This window comes from Paenibacillus sp. JNUCC-31 (assembly GCF_014844075.1).
Lineage (GTDB): Bacteria > Bacillota > Bacilli > Paenibacillales > Paenibacillaceae > Paenibacillus.
Genome location: NZ_CP062165.1, coordinates 3,718,355 through 3,737,115, shown reverse-complemented (window position 1 = coordinate 3,737,115; position 18,761 = coordinate 3,718,355). Strand labels below are relative to the sequence as shown.

Sequence of the window (18,761 nt, the reverse complement as noted above, 5' to 3'; positions counted from 1 at the left end):
AGAATCATGAGTTTATCGCACACACCATCGTTACGGATGTATCACACATGCCTTGTTCAACAAATCCGAAACGCTGATATAGCCGAATGGCTTCGTTATCCGGGTCAACACTGAGCGATACGGCATTAATGCCCCTCTTTTGAGCTTCTTCCAACGCAGCCTGAATAAGGCGAGTTCCAATTCCCTTTCCACGCGCAGTCTCGACCACTGCCATGCCCATCTCGGGCGTAGCCGCATTGACATATCCGTATCCCGCATTTTGATCATTATAGAACCGCAATGTCACTGATCCCATACGCCTCCCCTGGGAATCTACAGCGATAAATCCAAAATCCCCTTCTCTTCCCCAGTCTTCAACGTACTTGGACATGCCGGGACTATGGATGATCTCAGGTTCAAAAGGTTCCTCTCCCTCCCGGTTGAACAGGGATGCATACAACATCTGCCACAGAAAAGGGATATCCTGTTCTTCAATCGGACGCAATTGATACTCTGTCATTCCTTCCCCTCCTTCAAATTGGTAAAAAGGCGTTCCATCTCGTTGACATTAAACGTATTGGTCATTTCATAATTTGCGTGCTGGTCTCTCGTTTTGTATCCGCTATAGATGGAGACAGCATGTTCGTTATAGAACGTAATGCCAAACCCTTCTGTAAATCGATCTTCTTTCTTAATCAAGAGTTCCCATTCATAGTAATAGGGAGCCCACTCAGAAGGATCTATTTTCTTTACTCTCCTAAGCTCAAGATCCTTCGCAAGCTTCAATATACCTTTAATCTCTTGAGGGTCTGTAATGGTTACTTCATCTTCATTATATGGACCGTTGATCGCTATTTTTCTAATCACCAGACGATCCAGTGTATCCAGCATGCCCATATGGTCCATGACCTCAGCCCGAAAGGTGGTGTGTTGCCTGGAAATATACATGGGTATGGCAATAGCTGCAATGACGATTACAATGAGTGTACCAAGAATGATTTTAGTTCTTTTTTTCATTGAAATCTCCTCTCGTTATCGGGTTAATCAGGAAATTAATGATTTTAACCAAGTATACCATCTTATCCAAAAATTGTTCTAGACCAATAAAAATAATGTTAATAATCTGGCATTACGTGTCGAGATTCCCTGGGAACCCCCTTCGTTTCAAGCTCTGCCTCTTGCTTGCTAACTGACGAAGTGGAACGCACCAACGAGCGAGCTTGGCATGCGAATACAGATATGTGAAATGGGTAGCATCCAAGGTTTAATTCAAACAAGCCGTGTTCCTCCGTAGAGGCACGCGGCTTGTTTGAATAGACTAAAATAACAACAGCAATGGGTGTCCCCGCCTGGATCGTTCGAGGATATCCGCTTACGGAACTGCTGTTTTTAATATTGATTCGATACATTCCCTGTCGAATCTCTAACGACCAGCTCAGGCTTCAGAACAACTCTCTGCGGTGGTTTGCTTTCATCTTTTAACTCATCAATTAATAAATCAACGGCACGACGCCCCAGATCCTCAATTGGTTGGGCGACCGTCGTCAGAGGTGGACTGGTTACCGAAGCCAGAATTGTATTATCAAATCCGATGATCGATACATCTTCAGGCACACGCAGGCCGAGCTCTTTGGCAGCCTGGAGCGCACCAATCGCCTGCATGTCGTTACAGCAGAAAAGGCCTGTGGCTCGATTCTGTTCCGTGAGAAACACGAGGGCCTCTTTTTTGGCTGAACCCAGATCGGCAGATGACTCTCTCACCTGATCAGCTCCAAGAGAAAGACCAGCCATCTCCAATGCTTCGCGGAATCCGCGAACGCGCTCCTTACTGCTGCTGACTTTGGATGGCTCCGACAGCACGGCTACACGAGTATGACCCAATTCAAGCAGATGCTCTGCTGCCAAGGCGCCGCCAAGCCTGTCATCAATCGCAACGGTATGCACAGACAATGAAGGCATATGACGGGCGATCAGTGCAACAGGTATCGACTGTTGCAGAAGTGGAGAGAGAATCTCGGCATTATCGATACCTGTACCGATCATCATGCCATCGACCCTTTTTTGCTGAAGCAGGTTCAGATACCGCTCTACCCGCTCGTCCTTGTTATCCGTGCTGCAAATGACGACGCTGTAGCCCAACTGCCGACTACGATCCTCAACTGCTCTGGCCAGTTCAGCAAAGTATGGATTGGAAATATCGGGCACGAGCAGTCCGAGCGTATACGTCTGTTTACCTGTAAGTGCAGCTGCGATCGCACTCGGCTGATAGTGAAGACGCTCCATGATCTCCATAATCTCGGCGCGCCGCTTCTCACTAATTTTACCTTTGCCGTTAATGACCTGTGAGACGGTTGCAATCGATACCCCCGCCTCGCGGGCTATATCATATATGGTTGCTTTCATTGTTATTTCCCCATTTGTGCTATATATAAATTCCCTTATATATAGATAATCGTTTTCTTCTCATTATGCAGGGGGAATTCCGCATACGCAACTTGAAGCCGAGGCAAATGGTGAACCAGGCCTGGATAGCTTACTGAATACGGATAATGGAATCGGATAACCCAGCTCGCTTTTTGGATACAACCTAAGTGTATGCCATGTATCAATACTACTTTTTATTCATCAGCCAATCATGATCCGGGTCGTTGTGGAACTTCCATGTCCGGGTTGGCCCTGCCATCACATTCAGATAATAAACCTCGTATCCCGGAGGGGCCCCTACCGGATGGTATCCGAACGGGACAAGCACGACTTCACCATTGTTCACTGCAAGCGTCTCATCCACAGATCGATCATCCGTGTAGATTCGTTGAATGGCAAACCCCTGCTCTGGTTGAACTCGGAAATAATACGTTTCCTCCAGCAAGGATTCGTCAGGCAAGGCGTCCCGGTCATGTTTATGAGGAGGATAGCTCGACCAATGCCCATCTGGCGTGAACACCTCAACGACGAGCAGACTGTCAGCTTCTTTTTGTTCCGGTAAAATGTTGTGAATCTGTCGTTCCAGGTTACCGTAACCACGCGTCTCAACGCCCACGTCTTCCGGGGTAATCAGACGAGCTGGGTACGTGCCTTTTCCCGGTGCCGAACATATGGCAATCTCCAATGCAGTAAGAGCCGTGCACTCCACCTGATCTGAACTTGATACGTAAACTGAATATGGAGGGATTTTCTCGAAGATGCTCATTCTTTTCCCAATATTCTCCCATTTTTGTTCACGAGTACTTACATTAGCCAAACCGCTCAGAAGCACAATACAGAGTTCCTGGTCCCCGCTCTCACGAGTTAACGTCTGTCCTTCCGCAAGTTGTATGACCTGGTACCCAACATAATCCCAGCCCGCAGACTCCGGTGTTACGGTTAAAACCGTGCCATCTCCATCAGGGCTCACCACTGGTTTCACGATACGTTCTGACATGCTGCCACCCACTCCTTTCTGTAACCATTCATATCAAACCGTGTTCAATAGAAGAGAAGAACCTCATTTGCAAGAAAGAAAATTATACTCTATTAAATCACCTTACAATTACGGAGCAACCTTCTGCGATTCCATCGATATTCCCTGGATTTCCCTCAGCTTCACAGGTCTGCCTTGTTCCATGGACATGCGTGCGGCAAGCGCAATACGCTCTGCCTGAATCGCATCATTTCCGTTCACAATGACAGGTGCATCGTTCCGGATCGCGTCGATGAAAAGAGCTGTCTCCTGCACATACGCCTCGTTGTATCGTTCCAGGAAAAAGTGTAGCGGCTTGTCGCGCATCAGCCCGGCTGATGTACTGACTTCTGCCGTATTTGGATGATCATTTGCAGCTGCCGCGCTGCCCAACGAGCCAAATACCTCGACACGCTGATCGTATCCATATACCGCCTGGCGGCTGTTATCAATAACGCCGATTGCTCCATTTTCAAAACTCATGGTCACAATGGCCGTATCCACATCGCCGTGTTCCGCAAAAACAGGATGAATCAGCACATTGCCCTGTGCATAGACTTCCTCCACCTCACTCCCGGACAAATACCGGGCCATATCGAAATCGTGGATCATCATATCCATGAAGATCCCGCCAGACACCCGAATATACTCCGCTGGCGGCGGGCTCGGGTCACGAGAAGTGATTTTGATAATGTGAGGATCACCAATCGTTCCATCCTGAACATGTGCACGTACCCGTCTGAAGTTGTGATCGAAGCGGCGGTTAAATCCAATTTGCAGCTTCACCCCCGCCTTCTCCACGGCTGCAACGACTGCCTCCGTCTGAAGAAGGTCCATACTGACCGGTTTCTCGCAAAAAATGTGTTTGCCTGCTTGGGCTGCCTGTTCAATCAGTGGCACATGCGTATCTGTTGAAGAACAGATCAGCACTGCATCCACATTTGGCATAGCAATCAACTGGGTGCTATCTGTCGTTACCACCGGAATGCCACGACTGGAAGCCCATTCCTCCAGCTCGGGCCCTGCAAATAAATCACTGATGCCAACAATCTCGGCATGCGGGTTGCGCAGAAGATTGTCTGCATGAATTTTGCCAATACGTCCAGCGCCGATGATGCCAATTCTCACTTTATCCTTGCCCATTCCGTTATCCTCCCTATGTGCGTCCATATGGGCTGGGCGTTCCCCTTAGCCCCAATGATGCCCTGGTTGTTACCAGCGGGCAGTGACCATCTTTTTGCGAGTATAGAATTCAACACCGTCCGTGCCATTAGCATGCAGATCACCGTAGAAGGATTTCTTCCAGCCGGAAAAAGGGAAGAACGCCATTGGCGCTGGTACGCCCAGGTTAATGCCCAACATGCCCGCATCAATCGTTTCACGGAATTGGCGCATGCTTGCTCCACTGCGGGTGAACAGGCATGCCCCATTGGCAAAATCGGAACGGTTCGCCAACTCCACAGCTTCCTCCAGCGTAGCAACTCTAGCAATGGAGAGCACTGGAGCAAAAATCTCGTCTTGCCAGATTTTCATGCTGCTCTGTACCTCATCGAATACCGTTGGCCCAACGAAATAACCGGATTTGCCTGTCGCATCATCCTTGCGTCCATCCCGGATCAGGGCTGCACCTTCCTGTTCTCCGGATTCAATGTAACTGAGTGTACGTTCCTTATGTGGGCCACGGATGACAGGACCGAGGAACACCCCTTCATCCATGCCATTACCAATGGTGATGCGATCAGCAGCTTCCACCAGCTTTTGTACCAATGCATCAGCCACATCGCCCACAGCGACGACAACCGAGCAGGCCATACAGCGTTCTCCGGCTGAGCCGAAGGCCGCACTGGTAATTTCCTTCACCGTCAGGTCGAGATCAGCGTCTGGCATAACGATTGAGTGGTTTTTGGCACCTGCAAGCGCCTGTACCCTTTTGCCATGCGCGGATGCAGTGGTGTAGACGTATTCGGCGACAGGCTGGGAGCCGACAAAAGAGATCGCTTGAACATCCTTGTGTTCAAGCAGCCCGTTCACGACGTCATGTGCACCGTGAACGATGTTCAGCACGCCGTCCGGGAGCCCCGCTTCCTTGAACAGCTCGGCCAGTCGGCCTGCCAGCAGTGGCGTACGCTCGGACGGCTTCAGGACAAAGGTGTTGCCGCACGCAATCGCTAGCGGGAACATCCAGCACGGTACCATCATCGGAAAGTTGAAGGGGGTGATCCCCCCAATCACACCGATCGGGTACCGGTACATGCCCGACTCCAGTCCTGTGGCGATGTCGGGCAGCTGTTTGCCCATCATGAGGTTCGGGGCGCCTGCCGCGAACTCGACACATTCAATGCCGCGTAAAACCTCGCCGTAGGCTTCGGCATAGCTTTTGCCGTTCTCCAGCGTAACCAGCCGAGCCAACTCTTCCCAATGTTCTACCAGCAGCTGCTGGTAACGGAACAAAATGCGCGCGCGGCGGGGAACCGGTGTACCGCTCCAGGACGGGAACGCCTCCCGTGCCGTCTGGACGGCCAAATCCACGTCCGCCTGTTCAGACAGCGGTACGTATGCAATGACCTCTTCTGTAGCCGGATTCACGACCGGCTCTGTACGGGTTGCCGCCGGGGTCACCCAGGCACCCCCGATCCAGTTTTGAACCATTGTCGCTGTTGCTGACGCTTTCGATATCCCTTTTCCCATAGCCCTGTCTCCCTTCGCTCATATGTGCGTTACTCTAAACTACTCCAAGTAATCCAAATATATTTTACGTTCTCTAAGTGATTTAATTATTTCAACACGCTTCAAGACGCCGTAATTTCGCCGCGATTGCAGCGTTCAATATAGTCATTCACCTGTTCCACTGTCGGCATCGCATCCGAGCAGCTATGGCTGGAAATAACGATACTTGCGGCCCCACTGCCAAACGCCATGCTGCGTTCAATCGTCCACCCTTGCATCAACCCGTATAGAAATCCCGCCGCGTAAGAATCACCCGCCCCAAACGTCTTCACAACACGCGCAGGGTAGCTGTCCGCTTGATGAGATAACCCTTCACCTGTATAGGCTATGGAGCCTTCCTTGCCATGTTTAATGACAACAATTTGAGCTGAGAAATCGAACCATTTTTGCGCGGTCACCTGATCGCTATGGTCTGGATTGTGGTCAAACGTCTCCATCATGTCGAACTCTTCACGTGTGCCCAGGATGATATCGCACTTCTCAGCTGCGAGGTTATAATAGACCGCTGTTTCTTCGTCAGATGCCCATGTGTAGGGACGATAGTCCAGATCGAATACAATGATGGTGCCATGCTTTTTTGCATACGTCAGGGCCTGGAATACCGCTTCTCGCGATGGACTCTGGGCAAGGGCTGTGCCTGAGATCAACAGTACTTTGGAATCGGCAATTAACTGCTCCTCTACCTCTCGGGCCTGCAATAATAGATCAGCCACATTATCCCGGTACATTAGAATGCTGCAGTCGGTTGGACTTTTGATCTCGGTAAAAGCAAGCCCTGTCACTGCTCCGGTATCGTCCGTTACCACATTTGACGTATCGATCCCGTTCCGCTCCAGATAGCTGTTAATGAATCTGCCCATCTGGTCATTCGCGATTTTGCCGATAAAAGCAGTCTCCATGCCGAGCCTGGACATGCCGATCGTGATATTGGCCGGAGAACCGCCTACATATTTCGTAAACGTCATCGTCTCTTCCATCGGGCGATTGATCTCATTGGCATTCAAGTCGATGCACAGACGGCCGATTGCGGTGAAATCCATCTTCCTGGAATCAGGAAAGGATACGTAGGTCATTGCATTTGAACCCCTTTCTGTGATGGGATATCGCATGTTCATATGGATATTTAATTTAGAGCTGCGAATTTAACATTCAGGTTTCGTCACAGTTATGTTGTTAGACCATGAAAGATGAAATGGAAACTCATATGGTATCAGCAAGTCATAAATAAAACATTCACGCAAAGTTGGATCAGAATTTCTCGTCGTAAACTATATTCCTCTCCGGACTGCCATGCCTTTACCCACTCTATGGGTTCAAGGACTCCATATATTGCAAGGATCGCCGCGCATACTCATACGGATTGTGAATCGCCGGGTCCTGCTCCCCTTCAAGCATTGCCCAGCCATCATACCCCCGGGTAATTAGTTCCTGCAGAATCGGTGCAAAATCAATACAGCCATCTCCAGGGACCGTGAATACCCCTCTACGAATGCAGCCAACAAAATCGGACTGTTCAGCTCGCGCTTCGTCCAGAACTTGTGGACGGATATCCTTAAGGTGGATATAGGCAATCCGGTCATAATGTTTGCGCAAGAGCGTTAGCGGGTCGGCTCCACCGTAGTAGGCATGGCCTGTGTCATAGAGCAAATAAACAAGCGATGGGTCAGTCAGCCCCATCAGTTTATCGATTTCCTCCGGCTGCTCGACTACCGTGCCGCCGTGATGGTGATATGTCAGCTTCAACCCGTACTCACGGGCAATGGCTCCTGCTTCGTTCAATCCCTCAGCAAGAATTTCCCATTCGGATTTATTGAGTCTCAGCACTTCATTTTCATGCGGTGTCCGCCTTGGATCAAAATGCAGGGACCCTCCCACTTCTGCGGTGCTAATCACCGTACTGCCCATCGATTGCAGAAATTCAGCATGTCTTCGGTAGCTGTCCAGCTCAGACTGACGATACGCCGGGTCGGAGAACAATACCGATTTCCACTGGGAAACGAGGCGTATGTTCCGCTTGCCTAGTTCCTCCCGCAATAAGTCTGGATTGGTGGGATATTTACGTCCCATCTCCGTACCGGTTAGTCCGAGGCGTTGAATATCATCGAGAATCTGTTCACATGTTGTTGCATCACCATGCTCCTTTACATCCTCTCCGACCCAGTTGATCGGATGAATCCCGAGCTGAAATGGCAGCTTGTTCATGGCTCCACGTCTCCTTTTGTGGTTCAACATTTTTGCATCATTCAGTGCAGTGTGCCGAGTTTAGCACTTTGCACTTTGAATCATTCGTCTTAACTCTCTCATACAACCTAGACGAATAGAAATATTCCGATCTAAATCTTGCTTACTGAAAAAAGCCTTGAATTTATACAAAACGGGCAATTAAACGAGCTTGGCTTTCCCTCGATTTATCTGCATTGCGTGATGTGCAGTTACCACCTTTTCCTCGGTGGATACCTCTGGTACGCCCACGTTCCACCACGACTCATATCCGCCTGCATTGGTTCCAGGCACAACCGGAATTTCGATCAGTGTGGTCACAGTCTCATTCCGTGCATCCCTGATCGCTTGCTCTAACTGCTCTGCCGTCTCTGCCTTGTAGGCTTTGGCTCCCAGGCTGCGGGCATGTGCCGCAAAATCCATAGGCATGTAATCCCCGGTAAGTCTTCCACTCTCCGATTCCCGATAGCGAAACTCATTGCCGAACCCATCACTCCCATGCTCTCGCTGCAGATTATGAATGCACTGGAATCCATTGTTGTTAAATAGCAAAATGGTCATTTTCTTCTGTTCCTGCAAGCTCGTCACCAGTTCAGAATGCAGCATTAGGTAGCTGCCATCACCCACCATGGCATAGACTTCACGATCCGGCTCAGCGAGAGCCGCCCCGAATGCCCCGCTCACCTCATAGCCCATACAGGAAAAGCCGTACTCCATGTGGTATGTTTTCGGTGCAGCCGCACGCCACAGACGGTGTAAATCTCCAGGTAAACTTCCTGCTGCACACACAATGACGGAAGAAGGGTCAATGGTCCGGTTCACGATACCGACCGCGGTGGTCTGTGCCAGCCCCGACTCATGTTGTAGCCCATAGAGCCGATCCACTTCGGTGTTCCATTCATCCCGCAGTTCGGCGATCTCGGATGTTCCGTAACCGCTGCGGTATTGCCGTTCCTGTAAAGCGATTTGCAAAGCTTGCAAACCTTCCCGTGCATCCGCCAGAATTGCCTCACCACCCAGTTTGGCAGCATCCATGCCGTTCAAGTTTATATTGATGAAAGTCGCTTCAGGATGTTGAAAAGCAGACCGGGACGCCGTCGTAAAATCCGAAAACCGGGTTCCGACGCCGATCACTACATCCGCTTCCCTGGCGAGCCTATTGGCAGCCAGGGAGCCGGTAACGCCGATGGCCCCCACATTAAGTGGGTGGCTCCACGGCAAAGCACTCTTGCCAGCCTGCGTCTCGGCAACCGGAATGCCAAATGCCTCGGCGAATTCAGCCAGCTGCATAGATGCCTCGGCATACAACACACCGCCGCCTGCAATGATCAGCGGCTTCCTACCCCGGGCAATCTGCTGCGCTGCCCGTTCAATAGCAGCCTGAACCGGGGGGCGACGGTCCAGGTAATGCACCTTACGGGCGAAGAACGATTCAGGGTAATCGTACGCCTCTGCCTGCACATCCTGCGGCAGCGCCAGCGTTACTGCGCCTGTCTCTGCCGGGTCCGTCAGCACACGCATTGCCTGCGTGGCAGCGATCATCAGCTGTTCGGGACGCACGATACGATCCCAGTATTTGCTGACCGCCTTAAACGGATCAGTGGCTGAAATTGTATAGTCCCCGCTGACCTCCAGTTGTTGCAAAACGGGATCTGGCTCACGCGTGGCAAAGTTATCACCTGGAAGCAATAAAACAGGAATCCGATTGACCGTTGCTGTTGCCGCTGCGGTAATCATGTTCAGTGCACCGGGACCAATGGATGTGGTACACGCATATATCTGTCTGCGGTTCTTCTGCTTGGCATAGGCCGCTGCTGTATGAACCATGCCCTGTTCATTTTTGCCCTGCATATACGTCAGGCTTCCCGGGCTGCGCTCCAGTGCTTCCCCAATGCCAGTTACGTTGCCGTGTCCAAAAATGCCGATGACACCCTTCACAAACTTGGTTTCCACCCCATCAACCGAAATATATTGCTGATCTAGGTATCGGAGCAGTGCCTGAGCCATGGTCAGTCTAATTGTTTTCATGTGATTGAACATCTCCCTTCCCTTTACGGGTTAAGCGCTTAATCCAGCTAAGTTTAAGCGCCTTACCCCTATAGGTTAAGCGCTTAATTGATATAGTATTACAGGGGGAAGGATAAGGCAAGATATATTTGTAAGCGTTTTAAAAAATAAAATCAGACCTGGTATATCCACATCGTATTTTAATAATGCTAACTGCTGTTCCAGCGATGTTTCGATTACGTTTTTAACCATGAAGGGAAGTATCCGGGGACTGCTAAAAACGCCAAAGAACGCAAAAAAGAGATGGCAGCAACCATCTCTTTTTTGCGTTTCTATAAAGCGGGTGATGGGAATCGAACCCACGCTATTAGCTTGGAAGGCTAAAGTTCTACCATTGAACTACACCCGCATATAAAGATCGGGATGACACGATTTGAACATGCGACCCCCTGGTCCCAAACCAGGTGCTCTACCAAGCTGAGCTACATCCCGTTATCTATACCGGCGAGAGGACTCGAACCTCCACGGTTTCCCACTCGATTTTGAGTCGAGCGCGTCTGCCATTCCGCCACGCCGGCATATGAAGTTATAATGGCGCGCCCTGAGAGATTCGAACTCCCGGCCTTTTGATTCGTAGTCAAACGCTCTATCCAGCTGAGCTAAGGGCGCAAAATATTGGAGCGGACGACGGGAATCGAACCCGCGACCCTCGCCTTGGCAAGGCGATGCTCTACCGCTGAGCCACGTCCGCTTATAAAGGATGCGCGTGGAGGGACTTGAACCCCCACGTCAAAGACGCTAGATCCTAAGTCTAGTGCGTCTGCCAATTCCGCCACACGCGCATATAATGGTGAGTCATGAAGGGCTCGAACCTTCGACACCCTGATTAAAAGTCAGGTGCTCTACCAACTGAGCTAATGACTCATATAACTGGTGGAGGATGATGGATTCGAACCACCGAACCCGTACGGGAGCAGATTTACAGTCTGATGCGTTTGGCCGCTTCGCTAATCCTCCAGGATTACATGGTGCCGGCGAGAGGACTTGAACCCCCAACCTACTGATTACAAGTCAGTTGCTCTACCAGTTGAGCTACACCGGCATATGAAGTTGTGATAAATGGTGGCTCGGGACGGAATCGAACCGCCGACACGAGGATTTTCAGTCCTCTGCTCTACCGACTGAGCTACCGAGCCTTATTTAATTATTGGATTAATGGCGGAACCGACGGGATACTCTCACTTCGTTCGAGACTGCGAAGTTGATGCTCTCGAAGTGAATCCTCCGACGAACCCAAAAACGGATTCTCATCCCTGAAGCAAAATCAAGATGGCGGAACCGACGGGATTCGAACCCGCGATCTCCTGCGTGACAGGCAGGCATGTTAGGCCAACTACACCACGGTTCCAGATCACTTTCAATGAAGAAAGTATAATTGCGGGGGCAGGATTTGAACCTGCGGCCTTCGGGTTATGAGCCCGACGAGCTACCGGGCTGCTCCACCCCGCGTCGTTATTCAGAAAACTATATGGTGGAGGCTGAGGGGATCGAACCCCCGACCCTCTGCTTGTAAGGCAGATGCTCTCCCAGCTGAGCTAAGCCTCCATATTTATGACCCGTAGGGGATACTCTCACTTCGTTCGAGACTGCGTAGCAATTGCTAACGAAACTTATCCTCCGACGAACCTTTGGGATTCTCATCCCTTATTTAAGCTAATAGATATAGCTATGACCCGTAGGGGATTCGAACCCCTGTTACCTCCGTGAAAGGGAGGTGTCTTAACCCCTTGACCAACGGGCCTTAATGGCTCCCCGAACAGGACTCGAACCTGTGACAACTCGATTAACAGTCGAGTGCTCTACCAACTGAGCTATCAGGGAATGGTGGAGCCAAGCGGGATCGAACCGCTGACCTCCTGCTTGCAAGGCAGGCGCTCTCCCAGCTGAGCTATGGCCCCATATACTCTAGTATATCTGGTATTACTATGGGCCCTGGTGGACTCGAACCACCGGCCTCACCCTTATCAGAGGTGCGCTCTAACCAACTGAGCTAAGGGCCCTTATGAAAAATCGAAAAAAAATACCCCAAAGGGGTTTCGCTTGGCGGCGTCCTACTCTCCCAGGACCCTGCGGTCCAAGTACCATCGGCGCTAGAGGGCTTAACGGTCGTGTTCGGGATGGGTACGTGTGGAACCCCTCCGCCATCGCCACCAAACGCTTAGCTTAGCCTTACATTCAGAGTTTATTCTCTGAAAACTAGATCCGAAACGAAACCTGCGATTACAACCTGCATATTTGGATAAGCCCTCGACCGATTAGTACTGGTCAGCTCCATGCATTGCTGCACTTCCACCCCCAGCCTATCTACCTCGTCGTCTTCAAGGGGTCTTACATACTGGGAAATCTCATCTTGAGGGGGGCTTCACGCTTAGATGCTTTCAGCGCTTATCCCTTCCGTACATAGCTACCCAGCGGTGCTCCTGGCGGAACAACTGGTACACCAGCGGTACGTCCATCCCGGTCCTCTCGTACTAAGGACAGCTCCTCTCAAATTTCCTACGCCCACGACAGATAGGGACCGAACTGTCTCACGACGTTCTGAACCCAGCTCGCGTACCGCTTTAATGGGCGAACAGCCCAACCCTTGGGACCTACTTCAGCCCCAGGATGCGATGAGCCGACATCGAGGTGCCAAACCTCCCCGTCGATGTGGACTCTTGGGGGAGATAAGCCTGTTATCCCCAGGGTAGCTTTTATCCGTTGAGCGATGGCCCTTCCATGCGGTACCACCGGATCACTAAGCCCGACTTTCGTCCCTGCTCGACTTGTAGGTCTCGCAGTCAAGCTCCCTTATGCCTTTGCACTCTTCGAATGATTTCCAACCATTCTGAGGGAACCTTTGGGCGCCTCCGTTACTCTTTAGGAGGCGACCGCCCCAGTCAAACTGCCCACCTGACACTGTCCCCGCACCGGATTACGGTACCAGGTTAGAACCTAGATACGATCAGGGTGGTATCCCAACGGTGCCTCCACGCAAGCTGGCGCTCACGCTTCAAAGGCTCCCACCTATCCTGTACAGATCGTACCCAAATTCAATATCAAGCTGCAGTAAAGCTCCATGGGGTCTTTCCGTCTTGTCGCGGGTAACCTGCATCTTCACAGGTATTAAAATTTCACCGGATCTCTCGTTGAGACAGCGCCCAAGTCGTTACGCCATTCGTGCGGGTCAGAATTTACCTGACAAGGAATTTCGCTACCTTAGGACCGTTATAGTTACGGCCGCCGTTTACTGGGGCTTCGGTTCACAGCTTCGGATTGCTCCTAACCGCTCCCCTTAACCTTCCAGCACCGGGCAGGCGTCAGCCCGTATACTTCGCCTTACGGCTTCGCACAGACCTGTGTTTTTGCTAAACAGTCGCTTGGGCCTTTTCACTGCGGCCCCCTCGTGCTATTCACACTACCGGGCACCCCTTCTCCCGAAGTTACGGGGTCATTTTGCCGAGTTCCTTAACGAGAGTTCTTCCGCGCGCCTTAGAATTCTCTTCTCGCCTACCTGTGTCGGTTTGCGGTACGGGCACCATCACCTGGCTAGAGGCTTTTCTTGGCAGTGTGAGATCATGACCTTCGCTACTATAATTTTCGCTCCCCATCACAGCCCAGCCTTACGATGTGCGGATTTGCCTACACATCAGCCTCACTGCTTAGACGGACATCCATCAGTCCGCGTCACTACCCTGCTGCGTCCCCCCATTGCTCATAACGGCTTACGGTGGTACAGGAATTTCGACCTGTTGTCCTTCGACTACGCCTTTCGGCCTCGCCTTAGGTCCCGACTTACTCTGAGCGGACGAGCCTTCCTCAGGAACCCTTAGGCTTTCGGCGGATCAGATTCTCACTGATCTTTTCGTTACTCATACCGGCATTCTCACTTGTATAATGTCCAGCGCTCCTTACGGTACACCTTCAACCCTTATACAACGCTCCCCTACCCCTGATGCAAGCATCAAGCCATAGCTTCGGTGGTGTGTTTAGCCCCGTTACATTTTCGGCGCAGAGTCACTCGACCAGTGAGCTATTACGCACTCTTTCAATGGTGGCTGCTTCTAAGCCAACATCCTGGTTGTCTGTGCAACTCCACATCCTTTCCCACTTAACACACACTTGGGGACCTTAGCTGATGGTCTGGGCTGTTTCCCTTTTGACAATGGATCTTAGCACTCACTGTCTGACTCCCGGAAGTAAGTCTATGGCATTCGGAGTTTGACTGAGCTTGGTAACCCTTGCGGGCCCCGCACCCAATCAGTGCTCTACCTCCACGACTCTGTTTTCCGAGGCTAGCCCTAAAGCTATTTCGGGGAGAACCAGCTATCTCCGAGTTCGATTGGAATTTCTCCGCTACCCCCACCTCATCCCCGCACTTTTCAACGTGCGTGGGTTCGGGCCTCCAGTGCGTGTTACCGCACCTTCACCCTGGACAGGGGTAGATCACCCGGTTTCGGGTCTACGTCCACGTACTACATCGCCCTATTCAGACTCGCTTTCGCTGCGGCTCCGGCTCTTCACCTTAACCTTGCACGGGAACGTAACTCGCCGGTTCATTCTACAAAAGGCACGCCATCACCCCTAAAACGGGCTCTGACTTTTTGTAAGCACACGGTTTCAGGTTCTATTTCACTCCCCTTCCGGGGTGCTTTTCACCTTTCCCTCACGGTACTGCTTCACTATCGGTCGCTAGGAAGTATTTAGCCTTGGCAGATGGTCCTGCCGGATTCATACGGGGTTTCACGTGCCCCGCACTACTCGGGATCCGTCTCGGAGGGAACAGACTTTCAGCTACAGGGCTTTTACCTTCTTTGGCGGGCCTTTCCAGACCTCTTCACTTAACCGGTTCCTTTGTAACTCCATGTGAGACGTCCCACAACCCCAGAGAGCAAGCTCTCTGGTTTGGGCTTCTCCGCGTTCGCTCGCCGCTACTGACGGAATCACTATTGTTTTCTCTTCCTCAGGGTACTTAGATGTTTCAGTTCCCCTGGTATGCCTCACACTAACCTATGTATTCAGTTAGGTGTAACTGGACATTACCCCAGCTGGGTTTCCCCATTCGGACACCCCCGGATCAAAGCTTGCTTACAGCTCCCCGAGGCAGTTTCGTTGTTCGCCACGTCCTTCATCGGCTCCTAGCGCCTAGGCATCCTCCGTGTGCTCTTAGTAGCTTAACCATATCGCTCGTGTTCGAGCTGTCGCTCCACTTGTTTTGGACTGCGTCCAAAGCCAAAAGTCGCTCCATTTCGATCACTCGCTCATGCAATCTACCGTTTTTATTGAAACTTGTTTACACAAGTTCAGCTAAAAAGGAATGTTCTAATTCGCATTTTTCGTTTCGATATCTAGTTTTCAAAGAACAAGCTCCATGCAAAAGCAAGCTGTTTGAGAGTTTGAGCTCTCAAAACTGAGCAACGAGTGAGTGAAAAGCTTTACGAAGTAAAGCTCGCTTCGGAAGCATGCTTCCTGAAGACTTGTATTTGAATGTTTCCGTTACAGGAAACGATTCTCCATAGAAAGGAGGTGATCCAGCCGCACCTTCCGATACGGCTACCTTGTTACGACTTCACCCCAATCATCTATCCCACCTTCGGCGGCTGGCTCCTTGCGGTTACCCCACCGACTTCGGGTGTTATAAACTCTCGTGGTGTGACGGGCGGTGTGTACAAGACCCGGGAACGTATTCACCGCGGCATGCTGATCCGCGATTACTAGCAATTCCGACTTCATGCAGGCGAGTTGCAGCCTGCAATCCGAACTGAGACCGGCTTTTTAGGATTCGTTCCACCTCGCGGCTTCACAGCCCGTTGTACCGGCCATTGTAGTACGTGTGTAGCCCAGGTCATAAGGGGCATGATGATTTGACGTCATCCCCACCTTCCTCCGGTTTGTCACCGGCAGTCACCTTAGAGTGCCCACCCGAAGTGCTGGCAACTAAGATCAAGGGTTGCGCTCGTTGCGGGACTTAACCCAACATCTCACGACACGAGCTGACGACAACCATGCACCACCTGTCTCCTCTGTCCCGAAGGAAAGGTACATCTCTGTACCGGTCAGAGGGATGTCAAGACCTGGTAAGGTTCTTCGCGTTGCTTCGAATTAAACCACATACTCCACTGCTTGTGCGGGTCCCCGTCAATTCCTTTGAGTTTCAGTCTTGCGACCGTACTCCCCAGGCGGAGTGCTTAATGTGTTAACTTCGGCACCAAGGGTATCGAAACCCCTAACACCTAGCACTCATCGTTTACGGCGTGGACTACCAGGGTATCTAATCCTGTTTGCTCCCCACGCTTTCGCGCCTCAGCGTCAGTTACAGCCCAGAGAGTCGCCTTCGCCACTGGTGTTCCTCCACATATCTACGCATTTCACCGCTACACGTGGAATTCCACTCTCCTCTTCTGCACTCAAGTCACCCAGTTTCCAGTGCGATCCGGGGTTGAGCCCCGGGATTAAACACCAGACTTAAATGACCGCCTGCGCGCGCTTTACGCCCAATAATTCCGGACAACGCTTGCCCCCTACGTATTACCGCGGCTGCTGGCACGTAGTTAGCCGGGGCTTTCTTCTCAGGTACCGTCACCTTGAGAGCAGTTACTCTCCCAAGCGTTCTTCCCTGGCAACAGAGCTTTACGATCCGAAAACCTTCATCACTCACGCGGCATTGCTCCGTCAGGCTTTCGCCCATTGCGGAAGATTCCCTACTGCTGCCTCCCGTAGGAGTCTGGGCCGTGTCTCAGTCCCAGTGTGGCCGATCACCCTCTCAGGTCGGCTACGCATCGTCGCCTTGGTGAGCCGTTACCCCACCAACTAGCTAATGCGCCGCAGGCCCATCCCCAAGTGACAGATTGCTCCGTCTTTCCAGTTCTCTTCAGGCGAAGAAAACAACTATTCGGTATTAGCTACCGTTTCCGGTAGTTGTCCCAAACTTGAGGGCAGGTTGCCTACGTGTTACTCACCCGTCCGCCGCTAACTATCTGAGAAGCAAGCTTCTCATCAAGTCCGCTCGACTTGCATGTATTAGGCATGCCGCCAGCGTTCGTCCTGAGCCAGGATCAAACTCTCCAATAAAGTATTGAAAAGAGCGATAAGCTCATTTTGAATCTGACGAGATTAAAAATCTCATTTGTGCTTTGAAAGGATACCGTCCGAAGACGAATACCGATTTCTCAGCGTCGATCTTGCAAGCAAGATCATTACTCACTCGTTGTTCAGTTTTCAAAGACCAAACTCATTTTGCTACCAAGTTTCGTTCTCCTCAGCAACTTTTATATCATATCATTTCCGAACCAACTTTGCAAGCTCTTTTTTTAAGTTTCTTTCGAATCTTATTAGAGTCGCTTGCCGCACCCGTGTTTCTTGTGTTTTTTTGGCCGGAAATAGAATATACCATACAGAATATTAAAATACAATACTTAAATAACATTATTTTATTTTTTCATTCAGTTAGATCAAACATAGTAAATATGATTTCTTCTTCCAAACGATCATCATCCGTATAATCTGCCTGACCCGCTACAGTCATTAGATATGAAAATGTTAAGCATACTTAAAGAGAAACTATATTCGTTATGCTTTTCATACTAGACTGAGTAGCTGTTCATTTTGAGTCAACAGAGTCTCCTGTATAAGAGATTATATACGTTGTTATATTGCACATATTCGATAGCTTCTATCGTACGATATAAAATCAGGTTTTAAGAATCTACATATAATTGATATTAACCCTCTCTTTCTATATAAGAGTGACTCTGCATCTGGTTCATTGCTCACGACATCCCCGCCACAACCTCTCCTGCCCCTCAGCTTTTGAACCTTCCCATCACAACAGTATCGTAATACTGACCGTCCGCGTGTCGTCGATCCTTTTTCAACGTCCCCTCGATCTCGAAGCCCATTCTTTTGTAAAGCTCTATCGCTTTGTCATTCGTCCCCAGTACGGTCAAAGTCATCTTCTCAATTCCATTCGTATCTGCCCAATTCATTGAGGTCTCCAGCAGCTTCTTACCAATACCATAACCCCAGAACTCTCTCGCTATGCAGACGCCAAATTCAACTTTATGAGAAAATCGCTTTAGATCCACACCCTCACATCTGGAATACCCGACGATTTCCCCCTTTACGATGGCCACGAGAAATAAGTTTCTCTGCTTCCCCGTGTCCAACCGAATAATCTCTTCAAATCCAGCCGAATCGATAAACCCTTCGCCTTGTTCGCGATCCATATTCTCGGTTTCTCCATCCATCTGCACACGAAGTGAAGACATTGTCCCGGCATCCTTTTCATCGGCAGACCTAATCGAATAGATCAATCCATTTACGTTAAATTCCTGTTGATCAATAATCATAC

General features: G+C 50.6%; 10 protein-coding genes, 17 tRNA genes and 3 rRNA genes. All 30 read right to left on the bottom strand.

Features of this window, described 5'->3' with window-relative positions; genetic code table 11:
- Nucleotides 1-4 precede the first annotated feature (4 nt).
- On the bottom strand, nt 5-499 hold the full coding sequence (locus JNUCC31_RS16135) for a GNAT family N-acetyltransferase (protein ID WP_192272559.1): 495 nt from the start codon (nt 497-499) through the stop codon (nt 5-7).
- Nucleotides 496-996, bottom strand: coding sequence for a hypothetical protein (locus JNUCC31_RS16130; RefSeq protein WP_192272556.1), 501 nt, complete (start codon nt 994-996; stop codon nt 496-498). The genes JNUCC31_RS16135 and JNUCC31_RS16130 overlap by 4 nt, the downstream gene beginning before the upstream one ends.
- 372 nt (nt 997-1,368) lie before the next feature.
- Nucleotides 1,369-2,382 (bottom strand): LacI family DNA-binding transcriptional regulator, encoded by a 1,014-nt coding sequence (locus JNUCC31_RS16125; RefSeq protein WP_192272554.1) that lies wholly within the window; start codon nt 2,380-2,382, stop codon nt 1,369-1,371.
- 208 nt (nt 2,383-2,590) lie between these two features.
- The gene (gene iolB / locus JNUCC31_RS16120) at nt 2,591-3,400 is read right to left on the bottom strand and encodes a 5-deoxy-glucuronate isomerase (RefSeq protein WP_192272552.1); all 810 of its coding nucleotides are present in this window, start codon (nt 3,398-3,400) and stop codon (nt 2,591-2,593) included.
- 108 nt (nt 3,401-3,508) lie between these two features.
- Entirely contained in the window at nt 3,509-4,561 is a 1,053-nt protein-coding gene (gene iolG / locus JNUCC31_RS16115) for an inositol 2-dehydrogenase (protein ID WP_192272550.1), read from the bottom strand.
- 69 nt (nt 4,562-4,630) lie between these two features.
- Nucleotides 4,631-6,106, bottom strand: a complete 1,476-nt coding sequence (locus tag JNUCC31_RS16110) for a CoA-acylating methylmalonate-semialdehyde dehydrogenase (RefSeq protein WP_323374386.1) — start codon at nt 6,104-6,106, stop codon at nt 4,631-4,633.
- A 101-nt stretch (nt 6,107-6,207) separates the two neighbouring features.
- Complete coding sequence (gene iolC, locus JNUCC31_RS16105) at nt 6,208-7,218, bottom strand: 5-dehydro-2-deoxygluconokinase (RefSeq protein WP_192272548.1); 1,011 nt, start codon at nt 7,216-7,218, stop codon at nt 6,208-6,210.
- 232 nt (nt 7,219-7,450) lie between these two features.
- On the bottom strand, nt 7,451-8,347 hold the full coding sequence (gene iolE / locus JNUCC31_RS16100; protein ID WP_192272546.1) for a myo-inosose-2 dehydratase: 897 nt from the start codon (nt 8,345-8,347) through the stop codon (nt 7,451-7,453).
- Nucleotides 8,348-8,527: 180 nt separating this feature from the next.
- Complete coding sequence (gene iolD, locus JNUCC31_RS16095; RefSeq protein WP_192272544.1) at nt 8,528-10,393, bottom strand: 3D-(3,5/4)-trihydroxycyclohexane-1,2-dione acylhydrolase (decyclizing); 1,866 nt, start codon at nt 10,391-10,393, stop codon at nt 8,528-8,530.
- A 317-nt stretch (nt 10,394-10,710) separates the two neighbouring features.
- Nucleotides 10,711-10,781 (bottom strand) — tRNA-Gly (locus tag JNUCC31_RS16090).
- 9 nt (nt 10,782-10,790) lie between these two features.
- A tRNA-Pro gene (locus JNUCC31_RS16085) sits at nt 10,791-10,864 on the bottom strand.
- Between the two features lie 7 nt (nt 10,865-10,871).
- Nucleotides 10,872-10,950 (bottom strand) — tRNA-Leu (locus tag JNUCC31_RS16080).
- Between the two features lie 14 nt (nt 10,951-10,964).
- Nucleotides 10,965-11,041, bottom strand: a tRNA-Arg gene (locus JNUCC31_RS16075).
- Between the two features lie 7 nt (nt 11,042-11,048).
- Nucleotides 11,049-11,123 (bottom strand) — tRNA-Gly (locus tag JNUCC31_RS16070).
- 10 nt (nt 11,124-11,133) lie between these two features.
- Nucleotides 11,134-11,214, bottom strand: a tRNA-Leu gene (locus JNUCC31_RS16065).
- A gap of 6 nt (nt 11,215-11,220) precedes the next feature.
- Nucleotides 11,221-11,296: transfer RNA gene (locus JNUCC31_RS16060), tRNA-Lys, on the bottom strand.
- Nucleotides 11,297-11,303: 7 nt separating this feature from the next.
- Nucleotides 11,304-11,389: transfer RNA gene (locus JNUCC31_RS16055), tRNA-Tyr, on the bottom strand.
- 9 nt (nt 11,390-11,398) lie between these two features.
- Nucleotides 11,399-11,474: transfer RNA gene (locus tag JNUCC31_RS16050), tRNA-Thr, on the bottom strand.
- An 18-nt stretch (nt 11,475-11,492) separates the two neighbouring features.
- A tRNA-Phe gene (locus JNUCC31_RS16045) sits at nt 11,493-11,568 on the bottom strand.
- A gap of 134 nt (nt 11,569-11,702) precedes the next feature.
- A tRNA-Asp gene (locus JNUCC31_RS16040) sits at nt 11,703-11,780 on the bottom strand.
- A 27-nt stretch (nt 11,781-11,807) separates the two neighbouring features.
- Nucleotides 11,808-11,881, bottom strand: a tRNA-Met gene (locus JNUCC31_RS16035).
- 20 nt (nt 11,882-11,901) lie between these two features.
- Nucleotides 11,902-11,977, bottom strand: a tRNA-Val gene (locus JNUCC31_RS16030).
- A gap of 124 nt (nt 11,978-12,101) precedes the next feature.
- A tRNA-Glu gene (locus JNUCC31_RS16025) sits at nt 12,102-12,173 on the bottom strand.
- Nucleotides 12,174-12,177: 4 nt separating this feature from the next.
- Nucleotides 12,178-12,253: transfer RNA gene (locus tag JNUCC31_RS16020), tRNA-Asn, on the bottom strand.
- A gap of 1 nt (nt 12,254) precedes the next feature.
- A tRNA-Ala gene (locus JNUCC31_RS16015) sits at nt 12,255-12,330 on the bottom strand.
- Nucleotides 12,331-12,358: 28 nt separating this feature from the next.
- A tRNA-Ile gene (locus JNUCC31_RS16010) sits at nt 12,359-12,432 on the bottom strand.
- Between the two features lie 38 nt (nt 12,433-12,470).
- Nucleotides 12,471-12,587: ribosomal RNA gene (gene rrf, locus JNUCC31_RS16005) — 5S ribosomal RNA — on the bottom strand.
- A gap of 80 nt (nt 12,588-12,667) precedes the next feature.
- Nucleotides 12,668-15,591 (bottom strand): 23S ribosomal RNA (locus JNUCC31_RS16000).
- Nucleotides 15,592-15,930: 339 nt separating this feature from the next.
- Nucleotides 15,931-17,482, bottom strand: a 16S ribosomal RNA gene (locus JNUCC31_RS15995).
- Together the 16S, 23S and 5S rRNA genes with 17 tRNA genes alongside form the textbook arrangement of a ribosomal RNA operon.
- 731 nt (nt 17,483-18,213) lie before the next feature.
- Complete coding sequence (locus JNUCC31_RS15990) at nt 18,214-18,759, bottom strand: GNAT family N-acetyltransferase (protein WP_192272542.1); 546 nt, start codon at nt 18,757-18,759, stop codon at nt 18,214-18,216.
- Between the last annotated feature and the right edge of the window lie 2 nt (nt 18,760-18,761).

Excerpts from the sequence above, each read along its gene's own strand:
- JNUCC31_RS16135 (WP_192272559.1), bottom strand. The coding sequence starts at position 499 with ATGACAGAGTATCAATTGCGTCCGATTGAAGAACAGGATATCCCTTTT.
- JNUCC31_RS16130 (WP_192272556.1), bottom strand. The coding sequence starts at position 996 with ATGAAAAAAAGAACTAAAATCATTCTTGGTACACTCATTGTAATCGTC.
- JNUCC31_RS16125 (WP_192272554.1), bottom strand. The coding sequence starts at position 2,382 with ATGAAAGCAACCATATATGATATAGCCCGCGAGGCGGGGGTATCGATT.
- iolB (WP_192272552.1), bottom strand. The coding sequence starts at position 3,400 with ATGTCAGAACGTATCGTGAAACCAGTGGTGAGCCCTGATGGAGATGGC.
- iolG (WP_192272550.1), bottom strand. The coding sequence starts at position 4,561 with ATGGGCAAGGATAAAGTGAGAATTGGCATCATCGGCGCTGGACGTATT.
- JNUCC31_RS16110 (WP_323374386.1), bottom strand. The coding sequence starts at position 6,106 with ATGGGAAAAGGGATATCGAAAGCGTCAGCAACAGCGACAATGGTTCAA.
- iolC (WP_192272548.1), bottom strand. The coding sequence starts at position 7,218 with ATGACCTACGTATCCTTTCCTGATTCCAGGAAGATGGATTTCACCGCA.
- iolE (WP_192272546.1), bottom strand. The coding sequence starts at position 8,347 with ATGAACAAGCTGCCATTTCAGCTCGGGATTCATCCGATCAACTGGGTC.
- iolD (WP_192272544.1), bottom strand. The coding sequence starts at position 10,393 with ATGAAAACAATTAGACTGACCATGGCTCAGGCACTGCTCCGATACCTA.
- JNUCC31_RS15990 (WP_192272542.1), bottom strand. The coding sequence starts at position 18,759 with ATGATTATTGATCAACAGGAATTTAACGTAAATGGATTGATCTATTCG.